This is a genomic window from Aeromonas sp. TECH754, assembly GCF_056279295.1.
This window is the reverse complement of sequence record NZ_JBWBRA010000001.1, coordinates 3,940,001-3,962,774: the sequence shown is the minus strand read 5'-3', so window position 1 is coordinate 3,962,774 and position 22,774 is coordinate 3,940,001. Positions and strand designations below refer to the sequence as shown.

General features: G+C 60.5%; 19 protein-coding genes, 1 tRNA gene and 2 rRNA genes (1 of these 22 only partly in view). 5 read left to right on the top strand and 17 right to left on the bottom strand.

Going from position 1 to position 22,774, the window contains the following annotated elements:
* Positions 1 to 116 precede the first annotated feature (116 nt).
* Positions 117 to 443: a thioredoxin TrxA gene (gene trxA, locus ACZ9IL_RS18105; protein WP_025328829.1), complete on the bottom strand. Its 327-nt coding sequence runs from the start codon at positions 441 to 443 to the stop codon at positions 117 to 119.
* A 113-nt stretch (positions 444 to 556) separates the two neighbouring features.
* Between trxA and rhlB the strand changes: the two genes are divergently transcribed.
* From rhlB to ACZ9IL_RS18085, 4 genes are all read left to right on the top strand, one after another.
* Positions 557 to 1,846 carry an ATP-dependent RNA helicase RhlB gene (gene rhlB, locus ACZ9IL_RS18100; RefSeq protein WP_476004715.1) on the top strand — a complete coding sequence of 430 codons (1,290 nt, stop codon included), beginning with the start codon at positions 557 to 559 and terminating at the stop codon, positions 1,844 to 1,846.
* A 14-nt stretch (positions 1,847 to 1,860) separates the two neighbouring features.
* Positions 1,861 to 3,351, top strand: a complete 1,491-nt coding sequence (gene gppA / locus ACZ9IL_RS18095; RefSeq protein WP_476004714.1) for a guanosine-5'-triphosphate,3'-diphosphate diphosphatase — start codon at positions 1,861 to 1,863, stop codon at positions 3,349 to 3,351.
* Positions 3,352 to 3,551: 200 nt separating this feature from the next.
* The gene (locus ACZ9IL_RS18090; RefSeq protein WP_476004713.1) at positions 3,552 to 4,541 is read left to right on the top strand and encodes a DUF4382 domain-containing protein; all 990 of its coding nucleotides are present in this window, start codon (positions 3,552 to 3,554) and stop codon (positions 4,539 to 4,541) included.
* Positions 4,542 to 4,570: 29 nt separating this feature from the next.
* Entirely contained in the window at positions 4,571 to 4,825 is a 255-nt protein-coding gene (locus tag ACZ9IL_RS18085; protein ID WP_476004712.1) for a Rho-binding antiterminator, read from the top strand.
* A gap of 87 nt (positions 4,826 to 4,912) precedes the next feature.
* On the opposite strand, the gene ACZ9IL_RS18080 is transcribed toward ACZ9IL_RS18085, so the two are convergent.
* From ACZ9IL_RS18080 to ACZ9IL_RS18020, 13 genes are all read right to left on the bottom strand, one after another.
* Positions 4,913 to 5,671 (bottom strand): class I SAM-dependent methyltransferase, encoded by a 759-nt coding sequence (locus ACZ9IL_RS18080; protein WP_476004711.1) that lies wholly within the window; start codon positions 5,669 to 5,671, stop codon positions 4,913 to 4,915.
* Positions 5,672 to 5,722: 51 nt separating this feature from the next.
* Positions 5,723 to 8,293, bottom strand: a complete 2,571-nt coding sequence (locus ACZ9IL_RS18075) for a putative bifunctional diguanylate cyclase/phosphodiesterase (RefSeq protein ID WP_476004710.1) — start codon at positions 8,291 to 8,293, stop codon at positions 5,723 to 5,725.
* A 204-nt stretch (positions 8,294 to 8,497) separates the two neighbouring features.
* The gene (gene prlC, locus ACZ9IL_RS18070) at positions 8,498 to 10,540 is read right to left on the bottom strand and encodes an oligopeptidase A (RefSeq protein WP_476004709.1); all 2,043 of its coding nucleotides are present in this window, start codon (positions 10,538 to 10,540) and stop codon (positions 8,498 to 8,500) included.
* A 220-nt stretch (positions 10,541 to 10,760) separates the two neighbouring features.
* Entirely contained in the window at positions 10,761 to 11,780 is a 1,020-nt protein-coding gene (hemB, locus tag ACZ9IL_RS18065) for a porphobilinogen synthase (RefSeq protein ID WP_476004708.1), read from the bottom strand.
* Between the two features lie 3 nt (positions 11,781 to 11,783).
* On the bottom strand, positions 11,784 to 12,569 hold the full coding sequence (locus ACZ9IL_RS18060; protein ID WP_476004707.1) for a TatD family hydrolase: 786 nt from the start codon (positions 12,567 to 12,569) through the stop codon (positions 11,784 to 11,786).
* A gap of 186 nt (positions 12,570 to 12,755) precedes the next feature.
* Entirely contained in the window at positions 12,756 to 13,511 is a 756-nt protein-coding gene (gene tatC / locus ACZ9IL_RS18055) for a twin-arginine translocase subunit TatC (protein ID WP_476004706.1), read from the bottom strand.
* Positions 13,508 to 13,951 carry a Sec-independent protein translocase protein TatB gene (gene tatB, locus ACZ9IL_RS18050; RefSeq protein ID WP_476004705.1) on the bottom strand — a complete coding sequence of 148 codons (444 nt, stop codon included), beginning with the start codon at positions 13,949 to 13,951 and terminating at the stop codon, positions 13,508 to 13,510. Before tatB ends, tatC begins: the two co-directional genes overlap by 4 nt.
* Positions 13,952 to 13,954: 3 nt before the next feature.
* Positions 13,955 to 14,203, bottom strand: coding sequence for a Sec-independent protein translocase subunit TatA (tatA, locus tag ACZ9IL_RS18045; protein ID WP_476004704.1), 249 nt, complete (start codon positions 14,201 to 14,203; stop codon positions 13,955 to 13,957).
* Positions 14,204 to 14,330: 127 nt separating this feature from the next.
* Positions 14,331 to 15,971: a ubiquinone biosynthesis regulatory protein kinase UbiB gene (gene ubiB, locus ACZ9IL_RS18040; protein WP_476004703.1), complete on the bottom strand. Its 1,641-nt coding sequence runs from the start codon at positions 15,969 to 15,971 to the stop codon at positions 14,331 to 14,333.
* Positions 15,971 to 16,579 (bottom strand): ubiquinone biosynthesis accessory factor UbiJ, encoded by a 609-nt coding sequence (locus ACZ9IL_RS18035; RefSeq protein WP_476004702.1) that lies wholly within the window; start codon positions 16,577 to 16,579, stop codon positions 15,971 to 15,973. Before ACZ9IL_RS18035 ends, ubiB begins: the two co-directional genes overlap by 1 nt.
* 8 nt (positions 16,580 to 16,587) lie before the next feature.
* Positions 16,588 to 17,340, bottom strand: coding sequence for a bifunctional demethylmenaquinone methyltransferase/2-methoxy-6-polyprenyl-1,4-benzoquinol methylase UbiE (gene ubiE / locus ACZ9IL_RS18030; protein WP_476004701.1), 753 nt, complete (start codon positions 17,338 to 17,340; stop codon positions 16,588 to 16,590).
* A gap of 165 nt (positions 17,341 to 17,505) precedes the next feature.
* Complete coding sequence (gene crcB / locus ACZ9IL_RS18025; protein ID WP_476004700.1) at positions 17,506 to 17,883, bottom strand: fluoride efflux transporter CrcB; 378 nt, start codon at positions 17,881 to 17,883, stop codon at positions 17,506 to 17,508.
* 94 nt (positions 17,884 to 17,977) lie between these two features.
* On the bottom strand, positions 17,978 to 19,243 hold the full coding sequence (locus ACZ9IL_RS18020) for a cytosine deaminase (RefSeq protein WP_476004699.1): 1,266 nt from the start codon (positions 19,241 to 19,243) through the stop codon (positions 17,978 to 17,980).
* A gap of 93 nt (positions 19,244 to 19,336) precedes the next feature.
* On the opposite strand from ACZ9IL_RS18020, the gene ACZ9IL_RS18015 reads away from it, so the two are divergent.
* The gene (locus tag ACZ9IL_RS18015; protein ID WP_476004698.1) at positions 19,337 to 19,588 is read left to right on the top strand and encodes a hypothetical protein; all 252 of its coding nucleotides are present in this window, start codon (positions 19,337 to 19,339) and stop codon (positions 19,586 to 19,588) included.
* 49 nt (positions 19,589 to 19,637) lie between these two features.
* Here ACZ9IL_RS18015 and ACZ9IL_RS18010 read toward each other — a convergent pair.
* From ACZ9IL_RS18010 to ACZ9IL_RS18000, 3 genes are all read right to left on the bottom strand, one after another.
* Positions 19,638 to 19,713 (bottom strand) — tRNA-Thr (locus ACZ9IL_RS18010).
* Between the two features lie 45 nt (positions 19,714 to 19,758).
* A 5S ribosomal RNA gene (gene rrf / locus ACZ9IL_RS18005) occupies positions 19,759 to 19,873 on the bottom strand.
* A 126-nt stretch (positions 19,874 to 19,999) separates the two neighbouring features.
* Positions 20,000 to 22,774: ribosomal RNA gene (locus ACZ9IL_RS18000) — 23S ribosomal RNA — on the bottom strand (it continues 115 nt past the right edge of the window).

Below are 22,774 nucleotides of genomic sequence, written 5' to 3'. Positions count from 1 at the left end.
AGCTATGAGTCGGCAAAATGGTTAGCAAACGAACGATAAACTAGCACCAATCGGGATGAGCGTCTAGGTGATAAAACACAAGGAGCGCATTATTGCAATGCGCTCCTTCTTGATTATTACAGGTTGCCGTCCAGAAACTCTTTCAGCTGAGTCTTGGACAGGGCACCGACCTTGGTCGCTGCCACTTCGCCATTCTTGAACAGCAAGAGGGTCGGAATACCGCGAATGCCATACTTGGGCGGAGTGTCGGCGTTATGATCGATGTTCAATTTCGCCACGGTCACGCGACCGGCATACTCTTGGGCGACTTCGTTCAGGATCGGGGCAATCATCTTGCACGGACCGCACCATTCAGCCCAGAAATCGACCAGAACGGGGCTGTCGGCTTTGATTACATCGGCCTCGAAGCTGGCATCGCTCAGCTGAACAATCTTGTCACTCATCTCCAACTCCAGTCAGTAATTAAGGCTTTATTGATGGATCAACAAAGGCAATAGTTGCCCTATTTGAAATGATCCTGTTTATTATTGCAAGCCTAACCTGATAACCTACCGCCATGAGCAAAACACACTTAACGACCGAAAAATTCGCCCAAATGGGCCTCGAACCCGAAGTTCTGGCTGGTCTGGAATCAAAGGGATTTCACTATTGCACGCCCATCCAGGCACTGTCTCTGCCGCTGCTGGTAGAAGGCCATGACCTCGCCGGTCAGGCCCAGACGGGGACAGGCAAGACCCTTGCCTTCCTGGCCGCGACCTTCAACTATTTGCTGACGCACCCGCTGACCCAACCGCGCCAGATCAATCAGCCGCGCGCCATCATCCTGGCCCCGACCCGGGAACTGGCGGTGCAGATCTACAACGATGCGGAAGGCATGGCTGCCTCCACCGGTCTGAAGCTCGGTCTCGCCTATGGCGGCGAAGGCTACGACAAGCAGCTGGCCGTGCTGGAACAGGGTGTCGACATCCTGATCGGTACCACCGGCCGCATCATCGACTACTTCAAGTCCAAGGTCATCGATCTCGGCAGCATCCAGGTCGTGGTGCTGGACGAAGCGGATCGGATGTTCGATCTCGGCTTCATCAAGGACATCCGCTTCCTGTTCCGCCGCATGCCGCCCGCCACCGAGCGTCTGAGCATGCTGTTCTCCGCCACCCTCTCCCTGCGGGTGCAGGAGCTGGCCTACGAGCACATGAACCACCCGGAACACGTGCAAGTCGAGCCGGAACAGATGACTGGCGTGCGCATCAAGGAGGAGCTGTTCTATCCCTCCAACGAAGACAAGATGCTGCTGCTGCTCTCCCTGATGGAAGAAGAGTGGCCGGAAAAAGCCATCGTCTTCGCCAACACCAAGCATGTCTGTGAAGATGTGCACGCGTGGCTGGAGAACGACGGCCACCGCGTCGGTCTGCTGACCGGTGACGTGCCGCAGAAGAAGCGGATGAAGATCCTGGAAGAGTTCACCAAGGGCACTCTGGACATCCTGGTCGCCACCGATGTGGCCGCCCGCGGTCTGCACATCCCGGACGTGACCCACGTCTTCAACTACGACCTGCCCGACGATGCCGAAGACTATGTACACCGTATCGGTCGTACCGGTCGTGCCGGCAAGAGCGGTCACTCCATCAGCCTGGCCTGTGAAGATTATGCCTTCAACCTGCCGGCCATCGAGGAGTACATCCATCACTCCATTCCGGTCAGCAAGTATGATCGCGAAGCGCTGCTGGATGACGTGACCGCCCCGAAACGGGTGTTCCGCAACCGCCAGCCGGTGAACCGCAACATGCGGGATCGCCAGGGTGCTGGCAACAGCAACAACCGCCGCCGCCCGCCCCGCAAGAGCTGACAGGACTGGCCCAGTTGCACAACTCGCCGCTCTATGCCGCCATCGACCTCGGCTCCAACAGCTTCCATATGCTGGTGGTGCGCGAGGTCGCCGGTGCCCTGCGCACCGTTACCAAGGTCAAGCGCAAAGTGCGCCTCGCCGCCGGTCTCGACCCCGAGTTTCGTCTCAGCCGCGCCGCCATGGAGCGGGGCTGGGACTGCCTGCGCCTGTTCTCCGAGCAGTTGCAGGACATCCCGTCCGACAACATCCGGGTGGTGGGCACCGCGACCCTGCGGCTTGCCACCAACGTCGATGAGTTCCTGAGCGAAGCGGAACGGGTACTCAACCACAGCATCGAGATCATCTCGGGCGAGGAAGAGGCCAAGACCATCTACGAGGGGGTCTCCTGGACCTCTGCCGGGGAAGGCAATCGACTGGTGATCGACATCGGCGGTGCCAGCACCGAGCTGGTGATCGGCGAGCACAGCGAGGCCAAGCTGCTCAACAGCCTGCACATGGGCTGCGTCACCTGGCTCAACAACCACTTCGGTGACGGCGAGCTGAGCGAGGCCCGCTTCCAGCAGGCCATCGATGCAGCCAAGGCGGTGCTGGAGAAAGTGGCGGAAGATTACCGCCTGCTTGGCTGGCGTACCTGTGTCGGCGCCTCCGGCACCGTCCAGGCGCTGCAGGAGATCATGCTGGCGCAAGGCAAAAGCGAGCGGGTCACCCTGCCGAAATTGCAGGAGCTGATGGGTCAGGCCATCGCCTGCGGCAAGCTGGACAGGCTGCAGCTGGAAGGGCTGGCGGCCGAGCGGCTGACCGTATTCCCCTCCGGCCTCGCCATCCTGATCGCCATCTTTGAGACCCTGGGGGTCGAGAGCATGACCCTCGCCGGCGGCGCCCTGCGCGAGGGGCTGATCTACGGCCTGCTCGGCAACAATCACGACTGCGATGCCCGGGACAGAACCGCCGACAGTCTGATCAGCCGCTATCAGCTGGACAAGGAGCACGCCGAGCGGGTGCGCGACACCGCCGTCGAGGCGTTTACCCAGCTGCAACCGGCCTGGCGCCTCTCCAAGCGCTACGGGCGACCGATCCTGCGCTACGCCGCCCTGCTGCACGAGATCGGGCTCTGCATCGAATACAAGAAGGCCCCGCAACACGCGGCCTACATCATCGACAACATCGACATGCCGGGCTTTACCCCGGCGCAGAAGAAACTGTTGTCGTCCCTGCTGTTCAACCAGCGGGACGAATTCAAGCTGGACACCCTGGAGAAGCAGGGGGCCGTCACCGCGCGCCAGGCGATCCGGCTGGCCCGCATCCTGCGCATCTCGCTCATTCTCTGCATGCGCCGCACCCAGGGCACTGTGCCCAAGTTCATGCTGCAGGCCGATGAGGATGCGCTGACCCTGACCCTGCCAAAGGGCTGGCTGGATGAGCACTATCTGCGCGCCAGCGAACTGCGGCTCGAGGTGGAGCGTCAGCAGAAGATGGGCTGGGCCACCCGCCTGCTGGAAGCCTGAACGGGCGCCTCACGCCCGTTTCGCCCTCTTTTTTCCCCACTCCGACAATCCCTTTCGCAGCCACACTGGGCACCATTCAAGACCCACCATTGATTTTATTGGCTTTTTTGTCAGTTCACCGGACAGCCCCCACCCCGGCGGCTAGTCAATGCCTGCCCCTCGGCTAGAGTTGGAGCGTCTCTCCAACAGGAACGGAAAACATGAAGCATCTGACCCTTATCGGCCTGACCACATTGCTGGCCGCCTGCGGCGGCGGTGATGGCAACAGTGACAGCAACCCACAGAATGCCCAGATGTCACTGGCCTTCTCCGACGCTCCGGTGGATGCGGTCAGCAAGGTCTGCATCGCCATCTCCAACATCGGCATCAATCCCGTCTCGGGCACCGAGCAGTCCTGGACCACCGCCAGCTTCCTGAGCACGGCCCAGGACGATGGCTGCACGCCGGCGGGGATGGCCATTCCCGTCGACAACGCGGGACACCCGTTGTTCGCCTACATCGACCTGCTGGCCTATCCGGGATCCACCAGCCGCCCGCTGCTGGACAGCCAGAGCGTGGTTCCCGGCCAATACAGCCAGATGCGGTTGCATATTCTGGATGGACGGAACCTCGACAACCAGTTCAGCGACGGCACGCCCTACTCCTATGTGAAGCAGGATGACGGGGTGATCAAACCGCTGGAGGTGCCCAGCAGCGAGCTCAAGCTGGATGCCTTTACCATCGCCGCCAACGGCACCAGCGCCTTCACCACCGAGTTCGATCTGCGCCACTCCATGGTGCTGCCGGGCCACGAGCAGTATTACAAGCTCAAACCCAGGGGCGTGCGGCTGGTGAACAACACCCAGGTTGCAACCGTCAGGGGCACGGTCGCAACCAGCCTCTGCGGCGGCCAGCTGACCGACAGGGCCTTCGTCTACTTCTATGACGTGCTGCGCCCGGTGGGGGATGACGCCTATCCGGATATGGCCGACCTCGACAACGGCTTCTATGCCAGCGCCCCCGTACTGCCCCTGGCTGGTGGTGGTTACGGCTACGAGCTGGGCTTCGTGCACCTCGGCCATTATAATGTCACCCTGGTCTGCAACGGTAACGAGGATGATCCGGAACTGGCCGGCGACCCGCTGCAACAGGAGCGGGTACTGAAGGATCAGACAGTGGTCGCCCCCTCCACCGACATCAACTTCATGTGATGGGCCTCGGGCCCGGGGACGAACACGCCATGGCAGATTATCAACCCATCAGCTGTGACCTCTACGACTGGCTCGAGATCGCCGCCAGCTGGCAGTTGCCGGTGACGCTCACCACCCGCGCAGGGCGGCAATGGGCCGACCGGATCCGCACCATTGAGGCGAGAGACGGCGTCGAATATCTGCTGCTAGACAGTGGCGAACGGCTGAGCCTGGCCGAGCTGGCGACCCTGGACCTGGTCTGGCAGGGAGAGAAGAAGCGGGTTCGCTTCGTCCCCGAGGGCTGAACCGGTACTGCGGATAAAAACAGAGGGCCAGCATTGCTGGCCCTCTGTTTTTATGTCCGTGCTCCCCCATCGTTATGGCGAAGGGCTCTATCCCGCCAACGCCGCCATCACATAGACGTCGAAGCGGTTGCTCTTGGTCTCGATGGCCATGCTCGGCTTCTGCTCGTTGAGCCAGCCCGCGTAATCCGGCCGCTTCACCACCACCCGCTTGTCGGCCATCTTGAGCGCCGCCGGCAACAGGGCATCCGCGTCCAGATCCGGTCCCACCAGCGACTGGAACACCCGCATCTCTTTTTTGACCAGCGCCGACTTCTGCTTGTGGGGGAACATGGGGTCCAGGTAGATGACGTCCGGTCGCTCGGTCAGCGCCAGCAGATTGTCCACCGCCGGGCCTTGCAGCAGCTGCATTCGCTCGCGCACCCAGGGGCCGATCTCCGGGTCCTGCCCCGCCCGGGTCAATCCGTCCTGCAACAGGGCAGCCACCACGGGGCTGCGCTCGATCAGGGTCACCCTGCAACCGAGCGAAGCCAGCACGAAGGCATCGCGCCCCAACCCCGCCGTCGCATCCACCACGGTCGGCATGGCCCCCGCCTTGAGCCCCACCGCCTTGGCGATGGACTGGCCGCGACCGCCACCGAACTTGCGTCTGTGGGCCACGGCGCCTTCCACGAAGTCCACGTGAACGGCCCCCAGCTTGGGTTCGTCCAGCTTGCGCAGCTCCAGCCGCTCCTCGGTCAGCACCAGGGCGAAGGGCGCGGGAAACTCGACCTCGGCGAGGCGCTGCCGCAAGGCATCGAGCTCCCCTTCCCGGGCGGGTACTTCACTGAAAACCTGGATATGGTGCATAACGAAGACTCATGACGGCGTGGAGCCGAGCATGATAGCAGAAGCGGATGATCAGCTCACGATGGTCAGATTGGCCAGGTTCATCCCCTGCCGGTTGAGGGTCAGGTATTCCACCAGATCGTCGTAGGGCAGCGGACGGCTGAGCAGATAGCCCTGGGTGAAGGCACAGCCCTTCTGGCAGAGGAAGTTGAGCTGCTCGCGGGTCTCGACCCCCTCGATCACCACCTGCATGCCGAGGTTGTGCACTATGTTGATGATGCCATCGAGCAGCAGCCGGTCCTGCTCGTTGAAGGGGATGTGACGCACGAAGGAGCGGTCTATCTTGACCAGATCCACCGGGAAGGTGCGCAGGTAGTTCAGTGCCGAGTAGCCGGTACCGAAGTCGTCGATGGCCAGCTTGCACCCCGCCTCGCGCAGGGCATCGATCCGCACCCTGTGCTGATCGCTGGTCTCCATCAACAGGGATTCGGTGATTTCGATGATGATGTCCGCCGGATCCAGGTCGAAGTGCTGGATCACCCTGAGCCACTCGCTGGCCTCGGGATCGATTGTCTGGAACTCCAGGGTGGAGCGGTTGATGGACATATGCAGCTCCGGGAAACCGGACTGCTGCAGCCGGGCCAGATCGCGGCAGGACTGCCACAACACCAGCGCCCCCAGCCCCTGAATGAGCCCCGCCTCTTCCGCCAGCGGGATGAAGTCCGCCGGCGAGACCTGACCCCAGTGGGGATGGTACCAGCGCACCAGTGCCTCCAGCTTGGCGACCCGGCCGCTGCGGTTGTCCCAGATCGGCTGATAGGCCATGGTCAGCTGCCCCAGCTTGATGGCCTCCGCCAGATCCTGTTGCATCTGGTGACGCTGGCTCACCTCCTCGCGCATGGAGGCGCTGTAGGTACCGATCGGCCGTCCCTGCCGCTTGGCGACGAACAGCGCCTGCTCGGCATTGCGCAACAGCTCGTCACCCTCGGTCCCGTCGCTGGGGCAGAGGGTGATGCCCAGGGTGGCGGTCACATAGAGGTGCTGGTTGGCCAGCATGAAGGGGCGGGCGAAGCCGCCAATCACCTGCTTGGCAAACACCTCTGCCTGACGACGGTTGACGATGCCGGGCACCAGGAAGGCAAACTCGTCGCCGCCGATGCGGGCCACCAGATCCTCGGTGCGCACCCGGCTCACCAGCCGATCCGACACCTCTCTCAGCAGGGCATCGCCAACATGGTGATCCATGCTGTTGTTGACCGCCTTGAAGTTGTTGAGATCCAGCACCATGAGCGCGAAGCGCTCGCCCCGCTCGCAGAAGCGGCTGAGGCAGCGGCCAAACAGCCAGCGGTTGGGCAGGCCGGTGAGATTGTCGTAATTCGCCTGGGCCGCGATCTTCTGCTCCGCCAGCTTGGTCTGGGAGAGATCGCTGAAGATGGCGATGTACTGGCTGATCCTTCCCCCTTCGCGCAGGGCGCTGATCATCAGCTGCTGGGGGTAGAGCTTGCCATTCTTGCGCTTGTTCCACACCTCGCCGCGCCAGATCCCGACTCGCTCCAGGGCGTGATACATGTCGGCATAGAAGGTCTGATCGTGCAGCCCGGACTTGAGCATGCTGGGACGCTGACCACAGGCTTCCTCTTCGCTGTAACCGGTGATCTTCTCGAACGCCGGGTTCACCGAGATGATGCGACTGTCGACATCGCACACCAGGATGGCCTCGGAGAGGTTGTCATAGACCCGGTGGGAGAGCTTGAGTTGTTCGGCGTGACGCTTGATGGGATCGATATTTTCCAGCACCAGCATCAGGTAATCGGGGCGCAGCTGCTTGTCGCGGATCAGGGTCACCGTCACCCGGCCCCAGAGCACAGATCCATCCCGGTGCAGGTAGCGCTTCTCCTGGGTGAAGGCGGGCCTGTCCCCCCGTCTGAGCTCTTCATAGTAGGGGATGCTGGCCAGCCAATCTTCCGGGTGATTGATCTCGGCGGCGGTGCGCTGCTGCATCTCCTGCTGGTTGTAGCCCAGCATCTTCTCGATGGCCGGGTTGACCCAGAGGATCCTGCCGTTCAGGTCGAGTTTGCCGATGCCGACCGGCGCATGGGACATCATGGCGTCCAGGAAATAATGGTGCTCTGGCGGTGTCTGCAACGGCTGGGGGCGGGGTTGTTGCTGGTACATCAGTGCCAGCTCGCGGCCGGCGACCGGCGCCAGCAGGCGCAGCAGACCCATGACCTTGTCCATGCTGGGGATGGCCCGCTTGAACATGACGCTGCACAGGCCCATGGTCTCGCCCTGGGCATCCTTCAGCGCGATACCGGCGTAGCCCTTGATCTGGCAACGCTCCAGCACGGCGGCATGGGGAAACAACTGACGGATGCGATCGTTGAACCAGGCTTCACCCTGCTGCATGACGATCTCGCCCGGAGTACCGGCAAGAGGAAAACTGTAGGAACCTATGTCGAGGGAGGCTGGATGGGCGGCGTGTACGGTAAAGAACAGCCCCGTCTGATCCTGCCCTGAAATCAGGACGAGATCCGCCCCCACCGCGTTGGCGATTTCACTCACAAAGGTATCGAAATATCCCTTGCCGCTCAGGTGAGACAGGCTGGAAATGATTTGATAGACAGACTCGAGTGCTCGCCTCATGGCAAGGTTCTTTCTCTCCCAGGAAGGTAGAACCCGACTCTACTCAAGAGGCGGGGACAGTGCAAACATGCACTCCGCAAGATATTAAAAAGCTTTGAGAAAAGGGACCAAAAGGTCCCTTTTTATCTCAAAAAACAAGCGCCGATCCCACTATGTCGCAAAACTGTACCTGCTTGAAGCTCATGGGGCGGCAGGCACCGTGCGTCAGGCGGCGATCCCGCTGTGGCGCAGCAGCGCGTCGACCTTGGGCTCACGACCGCGGAAGGCGCGGAACAGCTCCATGGGTTCCTTGGAGCCGCCCTTCTCCAGAATGTGCTTCAGGAAGGATTGGCCGGTGGCCGGGTTGAAGATCCCCTCCTCCTCGAAACGGGAGAAGGCATCCGCCGACAGCACCTCGGCCCACTTGTAGCTGTAGTAGCCCGCCGCATAGCCGCCGGCGAAGATGTGGGAAAAGCTGTGCTGGAAACGGTTGAACGGCGGCGGCGTCAGTACCGCGACCTGGTTGCGCACCTCAGCCAGCAGGGCCGGCACCCGCTCGGGCTTGGCCGGGTCGAACTCCTGATGCAGACGGAAGTCGAACAGGGCGAACTCCAGCTGGCGCAGCATCTGCATCGCCGCCTGGAAGTTGCGGGCGGTCAGCATCTTCGCCAACAGATCGGCAGGCAAGGGCTCGCCGGTCTCGTGATGGCCGGAGATGAAGGCCAGCGCCTCGGACTCCCAGCACCAGTTCTCCAGGAACTGGCTCGGCAGCTCGACCGCATCCCAAGCCACGCCGTTGATGCCGGCCACCCCGGCCACGTCGACCTGGGTCAGCATGTGATGGAGACCGTGGCCAAACTCATGGAACAGGGTCACCACCTCGTTGTGGGTGAACAGGGCGGGCTTGCCATCCACCGGACCGTTGAAGTTGCAGGTCAGGTAGGCCACCGGCTTTTGCAGGGAACCGTCCTGACGGTAGCGGCGACCCAGGCAGACATCCATCCAGGCGCCGCCCTGCTTGTGTTCGCGGGCATAGAGATCGAGGTAGAAGCTGCCGCGCAGCTCGTCCTCGGCGTCGAAGATGTCGTAGAAACGCACGTCCGGATGCCAGGTGTCGATGCCGAGGCGCTCGCGCACCTTGATGCCAAACACCCGGCGCACCACCTCGAACAACCCCTTCACCACCCGGTTGGCGGGGAAGTAGGGACGCAGCTGCTCGTCGGAGATGGAAAATTTGTGCTGCTTGAGCTTCTCGGCGTAGTAGGGAATATCCCAGGCCGCCAGCTCGCTCTGACCGTGCTGCTGGGTGGCGAAGGTGCGGATCTCTTCCAGCTCCGCCTTGCCTTGCGGCAGGGATTTGGCCGCCAGATCGCTGAGGAAGCCCACCACCTGTTCGGTCTTGTCCGCCATCTTGGTGGCCAAGGAGAGCTCGGCGTAGTTGCCAAAGCCCAGCAGCTGGGCCAGCTCGCGGCGCAGGGTGAGCAGCTCGGTCATGATGGCGGAGTTGTCCCACTTGCCGGCATTGGGGCCCTGATCCGAGGCGCGGGTGGTGAACGCCTCGTAGAGCTCGGCGCGCAGCGCGCGGTTGTCGGCGTACATCATCACCGGCAGATAGGAGGGGATGTCCAGGGTGAACAGCCAGCCCTGCTGACCCTTGTGCTCCGCCAGTTGGCGGGCGGCGGCCAGGGCACTGGCGGGCAGACCGGCCAGCTCGGCCTCGTCGCTCACCAGCTTGCTCCAGCCCTGGGTCGCATCCAGCACGTTGTTGCTGAAGCGGGACGCCAGCTCGGAGAGGCGAGCCTGGATCTCGCCGTAGCGCCGCTGCGCCTCGGCGGACAGGCCGATACCGGACAGGCGGAAGTCACGCAGGGTATTCTGGATCTCCTTGCGCTGGGCGCCGCTCAGCAGCGGGAAGTCGTCGCTCTCGGACAGGGCCAGATAGGCCTGATAGAGGCCTTCGTGCTGACCGACATAGGTCTGGAATTCGGACAGCAGCGGCAGGCAGGCGTCGTGAGCCGCGCGCAGCGCCTCGCTGTTGAGCACGGAGTTGAGGTGGCTGACCGGCGACCAGATGCGGGCCAGCCTGTCATTGACCTCTTCCAGCGGTGCTATCAGGCTGTCCCAGGTGTGGGGATCGCGCTGGGCCAGCACGTCTTCGATCTTCTGTTTGCAATCGGCGATGGCCTGCGTCACGGCAGGCTGAACCTGGTCGGGATGGATCTGGCTGAAGGGGGGCAGTGCGTCCATTGTCAGCAAAGGGTTGTTCATGACTGGGTACCTCTAAATGCTCTACAGCCCCTGCCGTCCAGAAGCTTGCTTGGACCACCTAAGATGTAGGCAGAAACCCCATTAATCAAGCCTTTGCCACCGGGAGCGCGGCCAGTTGCCCACTTTTCGCCAAAACACGCTCATTTAATAGCCACATCGACTGCCAGAAACGACGATGCCGGTCCAAAGACCGGCATCGTGGGGCAAAGTGGCAGCGGGATCAGCGGCGGGCATCTTCCTTCAGCCACTGGGCGACCCGCTTGGCGAAGTAGGTGAGGATACCGTCCGCACCGGCCCGCTTGAAGCAGACCAGGGACTCCAGGATGCACTCCTTCTCCTTCAGCCAGCCGTTCTGGATCGCCGCCATGTGCATGGCGTACTCACCGCTCACCTGATAGGCGAAGGTCGGCACCCCGAACTGATCCTTGACCCGGCGGATCACGTCCAGATAGGGCATGCCCGGCTTGACCATGACGCTGTCGGCCCCCTCCTGGATGTCCAGCGCCACCTCGTGCAGGGCCTCGTTGTCGTTGGCGGGATCCATCTGATAGGTCGCCTTGTTGCTCTTGCCGAGGTTGCTGGCGGTGCCGAGCGCATCGCGGAACGGGCCGTAGTAGCAGGAGGCGTACTTGGCGGAGTAGGCCATGATCTGGACGTTGATGAAGCCGTGCTCCTCCAGTGCGGCACGGATCGCACCGATGCGGCCGTCCATCATGTCGGACGGCGCCACTATGTCGGCCCCCGCCTGCGCATGAGAGAGCGCCTGTTTCACCAGGATCTCGGTGGTGATGTCGTTCAGCACATAGCCTTCGTCATCGATGATGCCGTCCTGACCGTGGGTGGTGAAGGGATCCAGCGCCACGTCGATGATGACCCCCAGCTCTGGGAAGCGGGCCTTGAGGGCGCGGGCCGCGCGCTGGACCAGGCCGTCCGGGTTGTAGGCCTCCTCCGCCATCAGGCTCTTCTGCTCCAGCGGCGTCACCGGGAACAGGGCGATGGCCGGCACGCCGAGGGCAACCAGCTCCTCGGCCTCCTCCAGCAGCAGATCGATGGAGAGCCTGTCCACCCCCGGCATGGAGGCGACGGCCTCGCGCTGGTTCACCCCCTCCAGCACGAACACCGGGTAGATGAGATCGTCGACGGTCAGCGTGTTTTCACGCACCAGACGGCGGCTGAAGTCATTCTTGCGCACCCGGCGCAGGCGGCGGCCCGGGAAGGCGCCCGGAAGAGTTGTGACCATGATTCACTCCTGGAGTGGAAGTTGGAAGAACGCGGCTGAGGTAGCCCGGGTGTGGGCCAGCAAGGCCTCGGGCGTCTCACCACGACAGGCCGCCACCACCTTGGCGATGTGCGGCAAAAAAGCGGGTTCGTTGCGCTTGGGTCTGGGTTTCAGATCCCGTGGCACCAGATAAGGGGCATCCGTCTCGATCATCAGCCGACCGGCCGGGATGCGGGCCACCTGCTCGCGCAGCTGCTGGCCACGGCGCTCGTCGCAGATCCAGCCGGTCACCCCGATATGCAGCCCCAGGGCCAGACATTCGTCCAGCTCCTCGTCGCTGCCGGTGAAGCAGTGCAGCACGGCGCCCCGCAACCTGGGCAGCCAGGGGCGCAGGATCTCGATGAAACGGGCGTGAGCATCGCGACAGTGCAGAAAGACCGGCATCGACAGCTCGGCGGCCAGGGCCAGCTGGGCGTCGAACACCGCATCCTGTACCGGCCTTGGGGAGAAGTCGCGGTTGTAGTCGAGCCCGCACTCGCCGATGGCCACCACCTGTGGCTGGGCCGCCAGCTCACGCAGGGCGGCGAGGCTGTCGTCATCGACACTCTTGGCGTCGTGGGGGTGGATCCCGGCGGTGGAGAAACAGTAGCCCGGCCAGCGGGCAGCCAACTCGGCACTCGCTTCACTGCCCGTCAGATCCGTGCCGGTCAGGATCAGCGCCTCGACCCCGGCGGCGCGAGCACGAGTCACAAGCTCCGCTTGTTCGCCGGCAAACTGGGGGCTGGTGAGGTTGATACCGATGTCGATCATAGGATGAGAAGTTCCGGATAAATAAGCCACATATCAGGCATTTGAAAACCATCTGCACAATGGGGCCTTACCATACGCCTGTGCGGGAGCAGTGAAAAGAGGAAGGGAGCCTCAGCTCCCCTCGTTCTTCTATTCCTGCGAGCGTCTTCATCCTCTCGCCACCCGCCAAAGGTGACGAACAGAGCCTCAGCTCTCCCCATCTGTCTGTTCCTGCGACTCTGTGTCTTCTTTCTTCACATAGAAACGGGCGAAGAACAGGCCAACCTCCCACAGTGCCCACATGGGGATCGCGAGCAGGGTCTGGGAGAAGACATCCGGCGGCGTCAGCAACATGCCGACCACAAACACCCCGACGATGACGTAAGGGCGTTTCTCCCGCAGGCTCTTGGGCGTGGTCACCCCGGTCCAGCACAGCAGTATGGTGGCCACCGGGATCTCGAACGCCACCCCGAACGCGAAGAACAGGGTCAGCACGAAGTCCAGATAGCTGGCGATGTCAGTCGCCACCGTCACCCCGGCGGGTGCGGTACTGGTGAAGAAACCGAACACCAGCGGGAACACCACGTAGTAGGCAAACGCCATGCCGGCGTAGAAGAGCGCGGCACTGGAGGCGACCAGCGGCATGATCAGCCGCCGCTCATGCTGGTACAGACCGGGGGCAATGAACGACCAGGCCTGATAGAGCAGATAGGGGATTGCCACGAAGAAGGAGACCACCAGGGTCAGCTTGATGGGCGTGATGAAGGGGGTCGCCACATCCGTCGCTATCATGCTGGTGCCTGCCGGCAGCTGGCTGAGCAGCGGCCTGGCCACGAAGTCGTAGATATCGTTGGAGAAATAGATGAGCGCAATGAACGCCAGCAAGATGGCCACTATGGATCGCAACAGGCGAGTTCTCAGCTCCACCAGGTGGCTGATCAGGGGTTGTTCGGCCTGACTCATGACTTCACCTCCCCTTTTTCCCTGCTGACATCTTGCGCCAGGGTGACCACTTCTGCCTCGACAACAGCTTGTTCAGGGAGGGCGATACTCGGTTCGGGTACTGGCGCGCTCTGCGGCGGGCGGATCTCGTTTTGCGGCTCAGACTCTGGCTGGTAGGGACGGTTGACCGACTGGGCGGCGGCCTTGAGCTGCTCGATGGACTCCTGCAGCTCGGGGCTGAGGTTGTTCATCTGCAGAGACTCGGCCTTCTTCAGGTCATTGTGCAGCTCTTGCAACTTGAGCTCCTGCTCCAGCTCGGACTTGACCGAATTGGCGGTACTGCGAATAAGCTTGATCCAGTGGGCCGCCGTGCGGATGGCAACCGGCAACCGCTCAGGCCCCAGCACCACCAGGGCCACCACGCCGATGACGACCAGCTCCCAAAAACCGATGTCAAACATGGCTTAGGCCTGATCTTTGTCTTTCTGCTTGGCGGTATCGGCACTGTTGGCCGCTTCGTTCAGCTGCTTGGGCGGAAACTCCGCATCCTTCTGCTCAGGCTTGGCATCGGCCGGATCGTCCGACAGTGCCTTCTTGAAGCCCTTGACCGCCGCCCCCAGATCGCCGCCGATCCCGCGCAGCTTCTTGGTTCCGAACAGCAGCACGACGATGACTGCGACGATCAACAACTGCCAAATACTGATACCACCCATGATATTTCTCCAAGATAGGCACCCAAGCAGGGTGCGCAAATTTGTCCTGACAACAACGAGACTGCTACCAGCCTGTTATCTTTCCCAAATGGGCGCCCGAGGCGCACATGACTATTTAACGTGAAGTTTAGTGAGAACGGGTCTTCAACCAGCCGAACAACCAGCATATACCGGCACCAGCCAGAGATATTTGTCCCCACTCAATATGTTGCTTCTCGGTCAGCAAGAATACACCCACCAACAGTAGGCTGGCTCCAACCCCTAAGAGGTAGCGAGCCTGTCCCTGACGGTGGCTGTGGCGGCGGAAATCCGCAAACATCTGATCGAAGTGATGCTGCTGATGACGCGCCTGACGCAGGGTCTCATAGACCAGCTCCGGCAACTCCGGCAGCTTCTCCGCCCAGAACGGCGCCTTCTCCTTGATCGCGTTCAGCACGGCCTTGGGGCCCACCTGTTCGCGCATCCAGCTTTCCAGATAGGGCTTGGCGGTCTGCCACAGATCCAGCTGGGGATATAACTGGCGCCCCAGTCCTTCCACATAGAGCAGGGTCTTCTGCAACAGCACCAGCTGCGGCTGCACCTGCATGTTGAAGCGGCGGGCGGTGTTGAACAGGTTGAGCAGCACATGACCGAACGAGATTTCGGACAGAGGCTTCTCGAAGATGGGTTCCAGCACGGTGCGGATGGCAAACTCGAACTCGTCCACCTTGGTGTCGGCGGGAACCCAGCCCGACTCCACGTGCAGCTCCGCCACCCGGCGATAGTCGCGGTTGAAGAAGGCGAGGAAGTTCTCTGCCAGATAGCGCTTGTCTTCTCGATTCAGGGTACCGACGATGCCGCAGTCGATGCCGATCCAGAGCGGATTCTCGGGGTGTTCATGGGAGACGAAGATATTGCCAGGGTGCATGTCGGCGTGGAAGAAGCTGTCGCGGAACACCTGGGTGAAGAACACCTCCACCCCGCGCTCGGCCAGCAGCTTCATGTTGGTGCCGTTGGCCTCCAGCGCCGCTATGTCGGAGACGGCGATGCCGTAGATCCGCTCCATCACCAACACCTGTTCGCGACAATGCTCGGTGAACACCTCGGGCACATAGAGCGCGTCGGAGCCGGTGAAGTTGCGGCGCAGCTGGATGGCGTTGGCGGCCTCGCGCATCAGGTTCAGCTCGTCGAGTATGGTCTTGCAATACTCCTCCACCACCTCGACCGGGCGCAGCCGCTCGCTCTGGGGCACGAAGCGGGCCGCCAAGGTGGCGACCGCCTGCATCAGGCGCAAGTCCGCCTCGATGACGGGCTCGATGTCGGGGCGGATCACCTTGATGACGATCTCGCGGCCGTTCTCTTTCAGACGCGCGGTGTGAACCTGGGCGATGGAGGCGGAGGCCAGCGGCGTCTCATCGAATTCGTCAAACAGGGTCTCGATGGGGCAACCCAGGCTCGCCTCTATCTGGCGGCGGGCCTCCTGGCCGCAGAAGGGGGGCACCCTGTCTTGCAGCAGTGCCAGCTCCTCGGCGATGTCCGGCGGCAACAGATCACGCCGGGTCGACAGCATCTGGCCGAACTTGATGAAGATGGGACCGAGGGCCTCGAAGGCCTGGCGGATGCGGGCACCACGGCTCAGATCCGGCTGCTTGTTCTTGAGCCAGAACAGACTGCGACGCAGCAAGCGGCCAGGCAAGGGCTGATAGCGGGCCGGCACCAGCCCGTCGATGCCCTGCTCCAGCAGTATGCTGACGATGCGATAGAGGCGCTTGAACTCCTTCGGGGTCATCAGCTCACCCGCTGTTCGAGGCGGGCGAGCCGCAACTCGACGGCTTTCATGTGCTGAGCCAGCAGCTCGACGTCGTCGCTGAAGCTGGCGACCTCCAGCGGGCCTGGGGCCAGCCGGACCTCCTCGGTCAGGTACTCAGCCAGCTGACGCTGGCTGCGGCACAGCTCGCGCCCCAGTACACGACGCGCCTGACGGGCACCACCGCACAGGGTGTGGGCCAGCACGTCGCCGGTATAGCGGGATAGCTCCTCTTCCCAGTCGATGTCAAGCTCCCCCAGCAAGGCGCTGAACGCCTGCACCAGCTGCGGATCGCCGCTCAGGTCGAGCTTCTCTTCGCGAATGTAGCGGGTCAGGGCGGAGGGGTCTTTGAGCAGGCCAAGGGCCGTCAGCGACAGGCTGAGCACCGCATCGGCGTCGCCCTCAAACTGGGCCAGCACATCGAGTCTGCGCTCGGAGAAGACAAACCAGAGCGGCTTGAGTTCACGCAATTCCAGCTTGAGCACCTTGCCCGCCAGCTTGCGCAGTCGCTCCGGACTCTGCTTGTCGAGGTTCAGCAGCTGGTTGAGGCTGGTTTCGATCACCGCGGTGACCATGGCATCCATCGGCATAGGCAACCTTAAAACTTGTAACCACGGTGCAGGGCGACCACACCCCCGGTCAGGTTGTAGAAATCTACCTGGTCGAAACCGGCGTTTTCCATCATCCCCTTCAGGGTCTGCTGATCCGGGTGCATACGGATGGATTCCGCCAGGTATTTGTAGCTTTCGCTGTCGTTCGCGACGAGTTCACCCATTTTCGGCAGCAACTTGAAGGAGTAGAGATCGTACAGCTTGGCGATCACCTCGCTCTCTGGCTTGGAGAACTCCAGCACCAGCAGGCGTCCGCCCGGCTTCAGCACCCGATACATGGAGGCCAGTGCCTTGTCCTTGTCGGTGACGTTGCGCAGGCCGAAGCCGATGGTGATGACGTCGAAGTGGTTGTCCGGGAAGGGCAGTGCCTCGGCATTGGCCTGCACGTAGGAGACGTTGTTCGCCACCCCCAGGTTGCGCAGCTTGTCGCGACCCACCTTGAGCATGGAGTCATTGATATCGGCCAATACGACCTGACCGGTTTCACCGACGATGCGGGAGAATTTGGCAGTCAAATCCCCTGTACCACCGGCCAAATCCAGCACTTTCTGACCTTTACGCACGCCTGAGCAGTCGATTGTGAAACGCTTCCACAGACGGTGAATGCCGAACGACATCAGGTCGTTCATCAGATCATACTTGGCCGCCACCGAGTGGAAGACGCCAGCCACCAGAGTTTCCTTCTCGGTCGCCGCCACGGTTTTATAGCCAAAATGCGTAGTAGTAGTCTGTTCCGACATCCCTCAAACACCCATAGAGCAAAGAATGGACGCCAGTTTACCAGAGCCGCCAGCGTCCGGACACCTCGGAACCTGTTTACTGCCCGTCGCGAGCGGTTGTCAGCAAGGTGAAGGGTTGCGCAGGGACCCTGACCGCAGCCTGCTGGCAAGAGCCTGAAACGGTTCTCAACCCCGACTCGCCACCAACTGCATCCCCAGCACCACCATGGTCAGGCAGAGGAAGACGTTGAGCGCGGTGTTGAGCAGCGCCTTCAGGTAGGCCCCTTGTTGGGCCAGCAGCACGGTATCGAGGGCGAAGGAGGAAAACGTAGTCAAAGCCCCCAAAATACCGACCATCAGCAGCGGCTTCATCGGGCTCTCCAGCACATGACCGTGACTGATCAGCGCAAAGGCCAGCCCCATGATGAAGGAGCCGACTAGGTTGACCGCCAGGGTGCCATAGGGAAAGTTGCGCCCCAGCATCAGGGCGAGCAGCTCGCTCATCCCGAACCGCAGACAGGCGCCGATGGCACCGCCGACAGCCACATAAAACCAGGTTTGCATGCTGTTACTCCATCAGGATCAGGCCGACATTATGTGCAATATCATCGCTGTCGCCCAGAGGTGGAACTAATCGCCACCTCGGTGAATTGAACAATCAGCGGCGAAAATCGATCGGTTCGACCTGCCCGAGGTGAAGCGAGGTCTGGGCTGGTTTGGTCTCGGCGATGATCCTGCCATGGCGGATGGAGTAGCGGACCGGCACCTGACGGCGCACCGCATCGAAGCCATTGTCTGCCGGCAGGATCAGCAGGTTGGCCGGCTTGCCGACCTCCAGGCCGTAACGATCCCGCACATTCAGGGTCCGCGCACTGTGCTCGCCGATGAGTTTGAGGCTGTCGTTGATCTGCTCGTAACCCATGATCTGGCAAACATGCAGCCCCATATGCAGCACCTGCAGCATGTTGGCCGTACCCATGGGATACCAGGGATCGAACACATCGTCGTGGCCGAAGCAGACGTTGATGCCCGCCTCCAGCATCTCCTTCACCCGGGTGACACCGCGGCGCTTGGGATAGGTGTCGAAGCGTCCCTGCAGGTGAATGTTGACCAGCGGGTTCGCCACGAAGTTGATGTCGGCCATGCGCAGCAGACGGAACAGGCGAGAGGCATAGGCCCCGTTGTAGGAGTGCATGGCGGTGGTATGACTGGCGGTGACCCTGGGCCCCAGGCCGCGCTCATAAGCCAGCGTTGCCAACGTTTCGATAAAGCGGGACTGTTCGTCGTCGATCTCGTCGCAATGCACATCGACCAGCACACTGTAACGCTCGGCCAGCTCGAAGATATGATGCAGGCTCTCGATCCCGTATTCCCGAGTGAACTCGAAGTGGGGAATGGCGCCGATCACGTCGGCACCCAGCCTGAGCGCCTCTTCCAGCAGGGCCTTGCCGTTGGGATAAGAGAGGATCCCCTCCTGCGGGAAAGCGACGATCTGCAGCTCGACCCACGCCTTCATCTCCTCGCGCACCTCCAGCATCGCCTTGAGAGCGACCAGATTGGGGTCGGAGACATCCACGTGGGTACGCACAAACTGGATACCGTTGGCCACTTGCCATTTCAGCGTCTGGCTGGCGCGACGCTTGACGTCTTCGTGGGTCAGCAGCGCCTTGCGTTCGGCCCAGCGCTCTATCCCTTCGAACAGGGTACCGGACAGGTTCCAGCTCGGCTCACCCGCAGTCTGAGTGGTATCGAGATGAATATGGGGCTCGATAAAGGGGGCGATGGCGAGCCCTTCTTCCCCATCCAGCTCGGAAGCGGAGGAGAGCGAAACCCTCATGGGCTCGATGGCCCGGATATAGCCCTCGTGGCAGAGGATCTGCCAAAAACCCTCCCTGTCAGCCAGACGCACCTTCTTTATCAACATGTTTTTCTTCCCTATTTTAGGAAACCGAGGCCTTTTCCAACCCGGAACTTAGCTTGGATCAATTTAATAGAAAAGTGTTCACATTGAATACATATGAAAACGCTACCATTGATAAACAGACACAATAAGGGATCCATTGGGATGAGAGCAGGGTTGACCGAAATAGGAAGCGCCAGCCTGTTTCACGAGTATTTGCAGACGCTGGGTATCCGCAAACCGCCATTGACCTCGATTGAAGACAATTGGGAATACAAGTGTGGGGAGAAACTCCTGGCTGCTATCCAGATAGAAAAGTCGGGGCAGGCCCGTTTCTATCTCGATGCCAGGCAGATATCGGTAAACTGAGAAATGCGGATACAAAAAAGCCTCCCGATTGGGAGGCTTTAATATTTAGTGGTGCTGATACCCAGAGTCGAACTGGGGACCTCATCCTTACCAAGGATGCGCTCTACCAACTGAGCCATATCAGCATACTAACTTGCTAAGACCACGCTGTGCGTCATCTTGAATTGGGTGCCTGGCAGTGTCCTACTCTCGCATGGCGAATGCCACACTACCATCGGCGCTACCGCGTTTCACTTCTGAGTTCGGCATGGGATCAGGTGGTTCCACGGCGCTATGGCCGCCAGGCAAAAACTTCAATCTCGGAAAGCTGACGTGAATAACGACTGTCACCTGGTGAGGTGGTCGCTATCACTGAATTAGTAAGTAGTTCATGCACTTGCTACAAGGCCCAGAACACTTCTTGGGTGTTGTATGGTTAAGCCTCACGGGTAATTAGTATGGGTTAGCTCAACACGTCGCCGCGCTTACACACCCCACCTATCAACGTTGTGGTCTCCAACGGCCCTTTAGGACCCTCAAGGGGTCAGGGATGACTCATCTCAGGGCTCGCTTCCCGCTTAGATGCTTTCAGCGGTTATCGATTCCGAACTTAGCTACCGGGCAGTGCCACTGGCGTGACAACCCGAACACCAGAGGTTCGTTCACTCCGGTCCTCTCGTACTAGGAGCAACTCCCTTCAATCATCCAACGCCCACGGCAGATAGGGACCGAACTGTCTCACGACGTTCTGAACCCAGCTCGCGTACCACTTTAAATGGCGAACAGCCATACCCTTGGGACCGACTTCAGCCCCAGGATGTGATGAGCCGACATCGAGGTGCCAAACACCGCCGTCGATATGAACTCTTGGGCGGTATCAGCCTGTTATCCCCGGAGTACCTTTTATCCGTTGAGCGATGGCCCTTCCATTCAGAACCACCGGATCACTATGACCTACTTTCGTACCTGCTCGACCTGTCCGTCTCGCAGTTAAGCTGGCTTATGCCATTGCACTAACCTCCTGATGTCCGACCAGGATTAGCCAACCTTCGTGCTCCTCCGTTACTCTTTGGGAGGAGACCGCCCCAGTCAAACTACCCACCAGGCACTGTCCGCGAGCCCGATTCAGGGCCCTGCGTTAGAACATCAAACATACAAGGGTGGTATTTCAAGGACGGCTCCAGCACAACTAGCGTCATGCCTTCAAAGCCTCCCACCTATCCTACACATGTAGGTTCAATGTTCAGTGCCAAGCTGTAGTAAAGGTTCACGGGGTCTTTCCGTCTAGCCGCGGGTACACCGCATCTTCACGGCGAATTCGATTTCACTGAGTCTCGGGTGGAGACAGCATGGCCATGGTTACACCATTCGTGCAGGTCGGAACTTACCCGACAAGGAATTTCGCTACCTTAGGACCGTTATAGTTACGGCCGCCGTTTACCGGGGCTTCGATCAAGAGCTTCGCTTGCGCTAACCCCATCAATTAACCTTCCGGCACCGGGCAGGTGTCACACCCTATACGTCCACTTTCGTGTTTGCAGAGTGCTGTGTTTTTGATAAACAGTCCCAGCCATCTGGTCACTGCGACTCCCAACTGCTCCATCCGCAAGGGACTTCACTGTCAAGAGCGAACCTTCTCCCGAAGTTACGGTTCTATTTTGCCTAGTTCCTTCACCCGAGTTCTCTCAAGCGCCTTGGTATTCTCTACCCGACCACCTGTGTCGGTTTGGGGTACGATGACTTGTAATCTGAAGCTTAGAGGCTTTTCCTGGAAGCAGGGCATCAATGGCTTCACCACCGTAGTGGCTTCGTCTCGTGTCTCAGCGTTGCATCTCCGGATTTGCCTAGAGATACCGCCTACGCACTTTCACCAGGACAACCGTCGCCTGGCCCACCTAGCCTTCTCCGTCCCCCCATCGCAATTACAAGTCGTGCAGGAATATTAACCTGCTTCCCATCGATTACGCCTTTCGGCCTCACCTTAGGGGTCGACTCACCCTGCCCCGATTAACGTTGGACAGGAACCCTTGGTCTTCCGGCGAGGAGGCTTTTCACCCCCTTTATCGTTACTTACGTCAGCATTCGCACTTCTGATATCTCCAGCATACCTCTCGATACACCTTCGCAGACTTACAGAACGCTCCCCTACCACTCACACATAAGTGTGAATCCGCGGCTTCGGTGCCTGGTTTGAGCCCCGTTACATCTTCCGCGCAGGCCGACTCGACTAGTGAGCTATTACGCTTTCTTTAAATGATGGCTGCTTCTAAGCCAACATCCTAGCTGTCTGAGCCTTCCCACATCGTTTCCCACTTAACCAGAACTTTGGGACCTTAGCCGGCGATCTGGGTTGTTTCCCTCTTCACGACGGACGTTAGCACCCGCCGTGTGTCTCCCGGATATTACTTACTGGTATTCGGAGTTTGCATGGAGTTGGTAAGTCGGGATGACCCCCTAGTCCAAACAGTGCTCTACCCCCAGTAGTATTCGTCCGAGGCGCTACCTAAATAGCTTTCGGGGAGAACCAGCTATCTCCGAGTTTGATTGGCCTTTCACCCCCAGCCACAGGTCATCCCCTAACTTTGCAACGTTAGTGGGTTCGGTCCTCCAGTTGATGTTACTCAACCTTCAACCTGCCCATGGCTAGATCACCCGGTTTCGGGTCTACACCTTGCAACTAGACGCCCAGTTAAGACTCGGTTTCCCTACGGCTCCCCTATACGGTTAACCTCGCTACAAAATGTAAGTCGCTGACCCATTATACAAAAGGTACGCAGTCACCCCGAAGGGCTCCCACTGCTTGTACGTACACGGTTTCAGGTTCTATTTCACTCCCCTCACAGGGGTTCTTTTCGCCTTTCCCTCACGGTACTGGTTCACTATCGGTCAGTCAGGAGTATTTAGCCTTGGAGGATGGTCCCCCCATATTCAGACAGGATGTCACGTGTCCCGCCCTACTCGATTTCACAACAAGGTCGTTTTCATGTACGGGGCTATCACCCTGTATCGCTGGCCTTTCCAGGACCATTCCACTAACTTCCAAGTTGCTTAAGGGCTAATCCCCGTTCGCTCGCCGCTACTAAGGGAATCTCGGTTGATTTCTTTTCCTCGGGGTACTTAGATGTTTCAGTTCTCCCGGTTCGCCTCTATTACCTATGTATTCAGTAATAGATACCCAGCTTATGCTGGGTGGGTTTCCCCATTCGG

Coding starts and splice junctions, on each gene's coding strand:
- ACZ9IL_RS18035 (WP_476004702.1), bottom strand. CDS start 16,579: ATGCCGATGGATGCCATGGTCACCGCGGTGATCGAAACCAGCCTCAAC.
- ubiE (WP_476004701.1), bottom strand. CDS start 17,340: ATGTCGGAACAGACTACTACTACGCATTTTGGCTATAAAACCGTGGCG.
- ACZ9IL_RS18020 (WP_476004699.1), bottom strand. CDS start 19,243: ATGTTGATAAAGAAGGTGCGTCTGGCTGACAGGGAGGGTTTTTGGCAG.
- hemB (WP_476004708.1), bottom strand. CDS start 11,780: ATGGTCACAACTCTTCCGGGCGCCTTCCCGGGCCGCCGCCTGCGCCGG.
- ACZ9IL_RS18015 (WP_476004698.1), top strand. CDS start 19,337: ATGAAAACGCTACCATTGATAAACAGACACAATAAGGGATCCATTGGG.
- tatB (WP_476004705.1), bottom strand. CDS start 13,951: ATGTTTGACATCGGTTTTTGGGAGCTGGTCGTCATCGGCGTGGTGGCC.
- ACZ9IL_RS18075 (WP_476004710.1), bottom strand. CDS start 8,293: ATGAGGCGAGCACTCGAGTCTGTCTATCAAATCATTTCCAGCCTGTCT.
- rhlB (WP_476004715.1), top strand. CDS start 557: ATGAGCAAAACACACTTAACGACCGAAAAATTCGCCCAAATGGGCCTC.
- trxA (WP_025328829.1), bottom strand. CDS start 443: ATGAGTGACAAGATTGTTCAGCTGAGCGATGCCAGCTTCGAGGCCGAT.
- ACZ9IL_RS18090 (WP_476004713.1), top strand. CDS start 3,552: ATGAAGCATCTGACCCTTATCGGCCTGACCACATTGCTGGCCGCCTGC.
- prlC (WP_476004709.1), bottom strand. CDS start 10,540: ATGAACAACCCTTTGCTGACAATGGACGCACTGCCCCCCTTCAGCCAG.
- ACZ9IL_RS18060 (WP_476004707.1), bottom strand. CDS start 12,569: ATGATCGACATCGGTATCAACCTCACCAGCCCCCAGTTTGCCGGCGAA.
- tatA (WP_476004704.1), bottom strand. CDS start 14,203: ATGGGTGGTATCAGTATTTGGCAGTTGTTGATCGTCGCAGTCATCGTC.
- ACZ9IL_RS18085 (WP_476004712.1), top strand. CDS start 4,571: ATGGCAGATTATCAACCCATCAGCTGTGACCTCTACGACTGGCTCGAG.
- ACZ9IL_RS18080 (WP_476004711.1), bottom strand. CDS start 5,671: ATGCACCATATCCAGGTTTTCAGTGAAGTACCCGCCCGGGAAGGGGAG.
- tatC (WP_476004706.1), bottom strand. CDS start 13,511: ATGAGTCAGGCCGAACAACCCCTGATCAGCCACCTGGTGGAGCTGAGA.
- ubiB (WP_476004703.1), bottom strand. CDS start 15,971: ATGACCCCGAAGGAGTTCAAGCGCCTCTATCGCATCGTCAGCATACTG.
- crcB (WP_476004700.1), bottom strand. CDS start 17,883: ATGCAAACCTGGTTTTATGTGGCTGTCGGCGGTGCCATCGGCGCCTGT.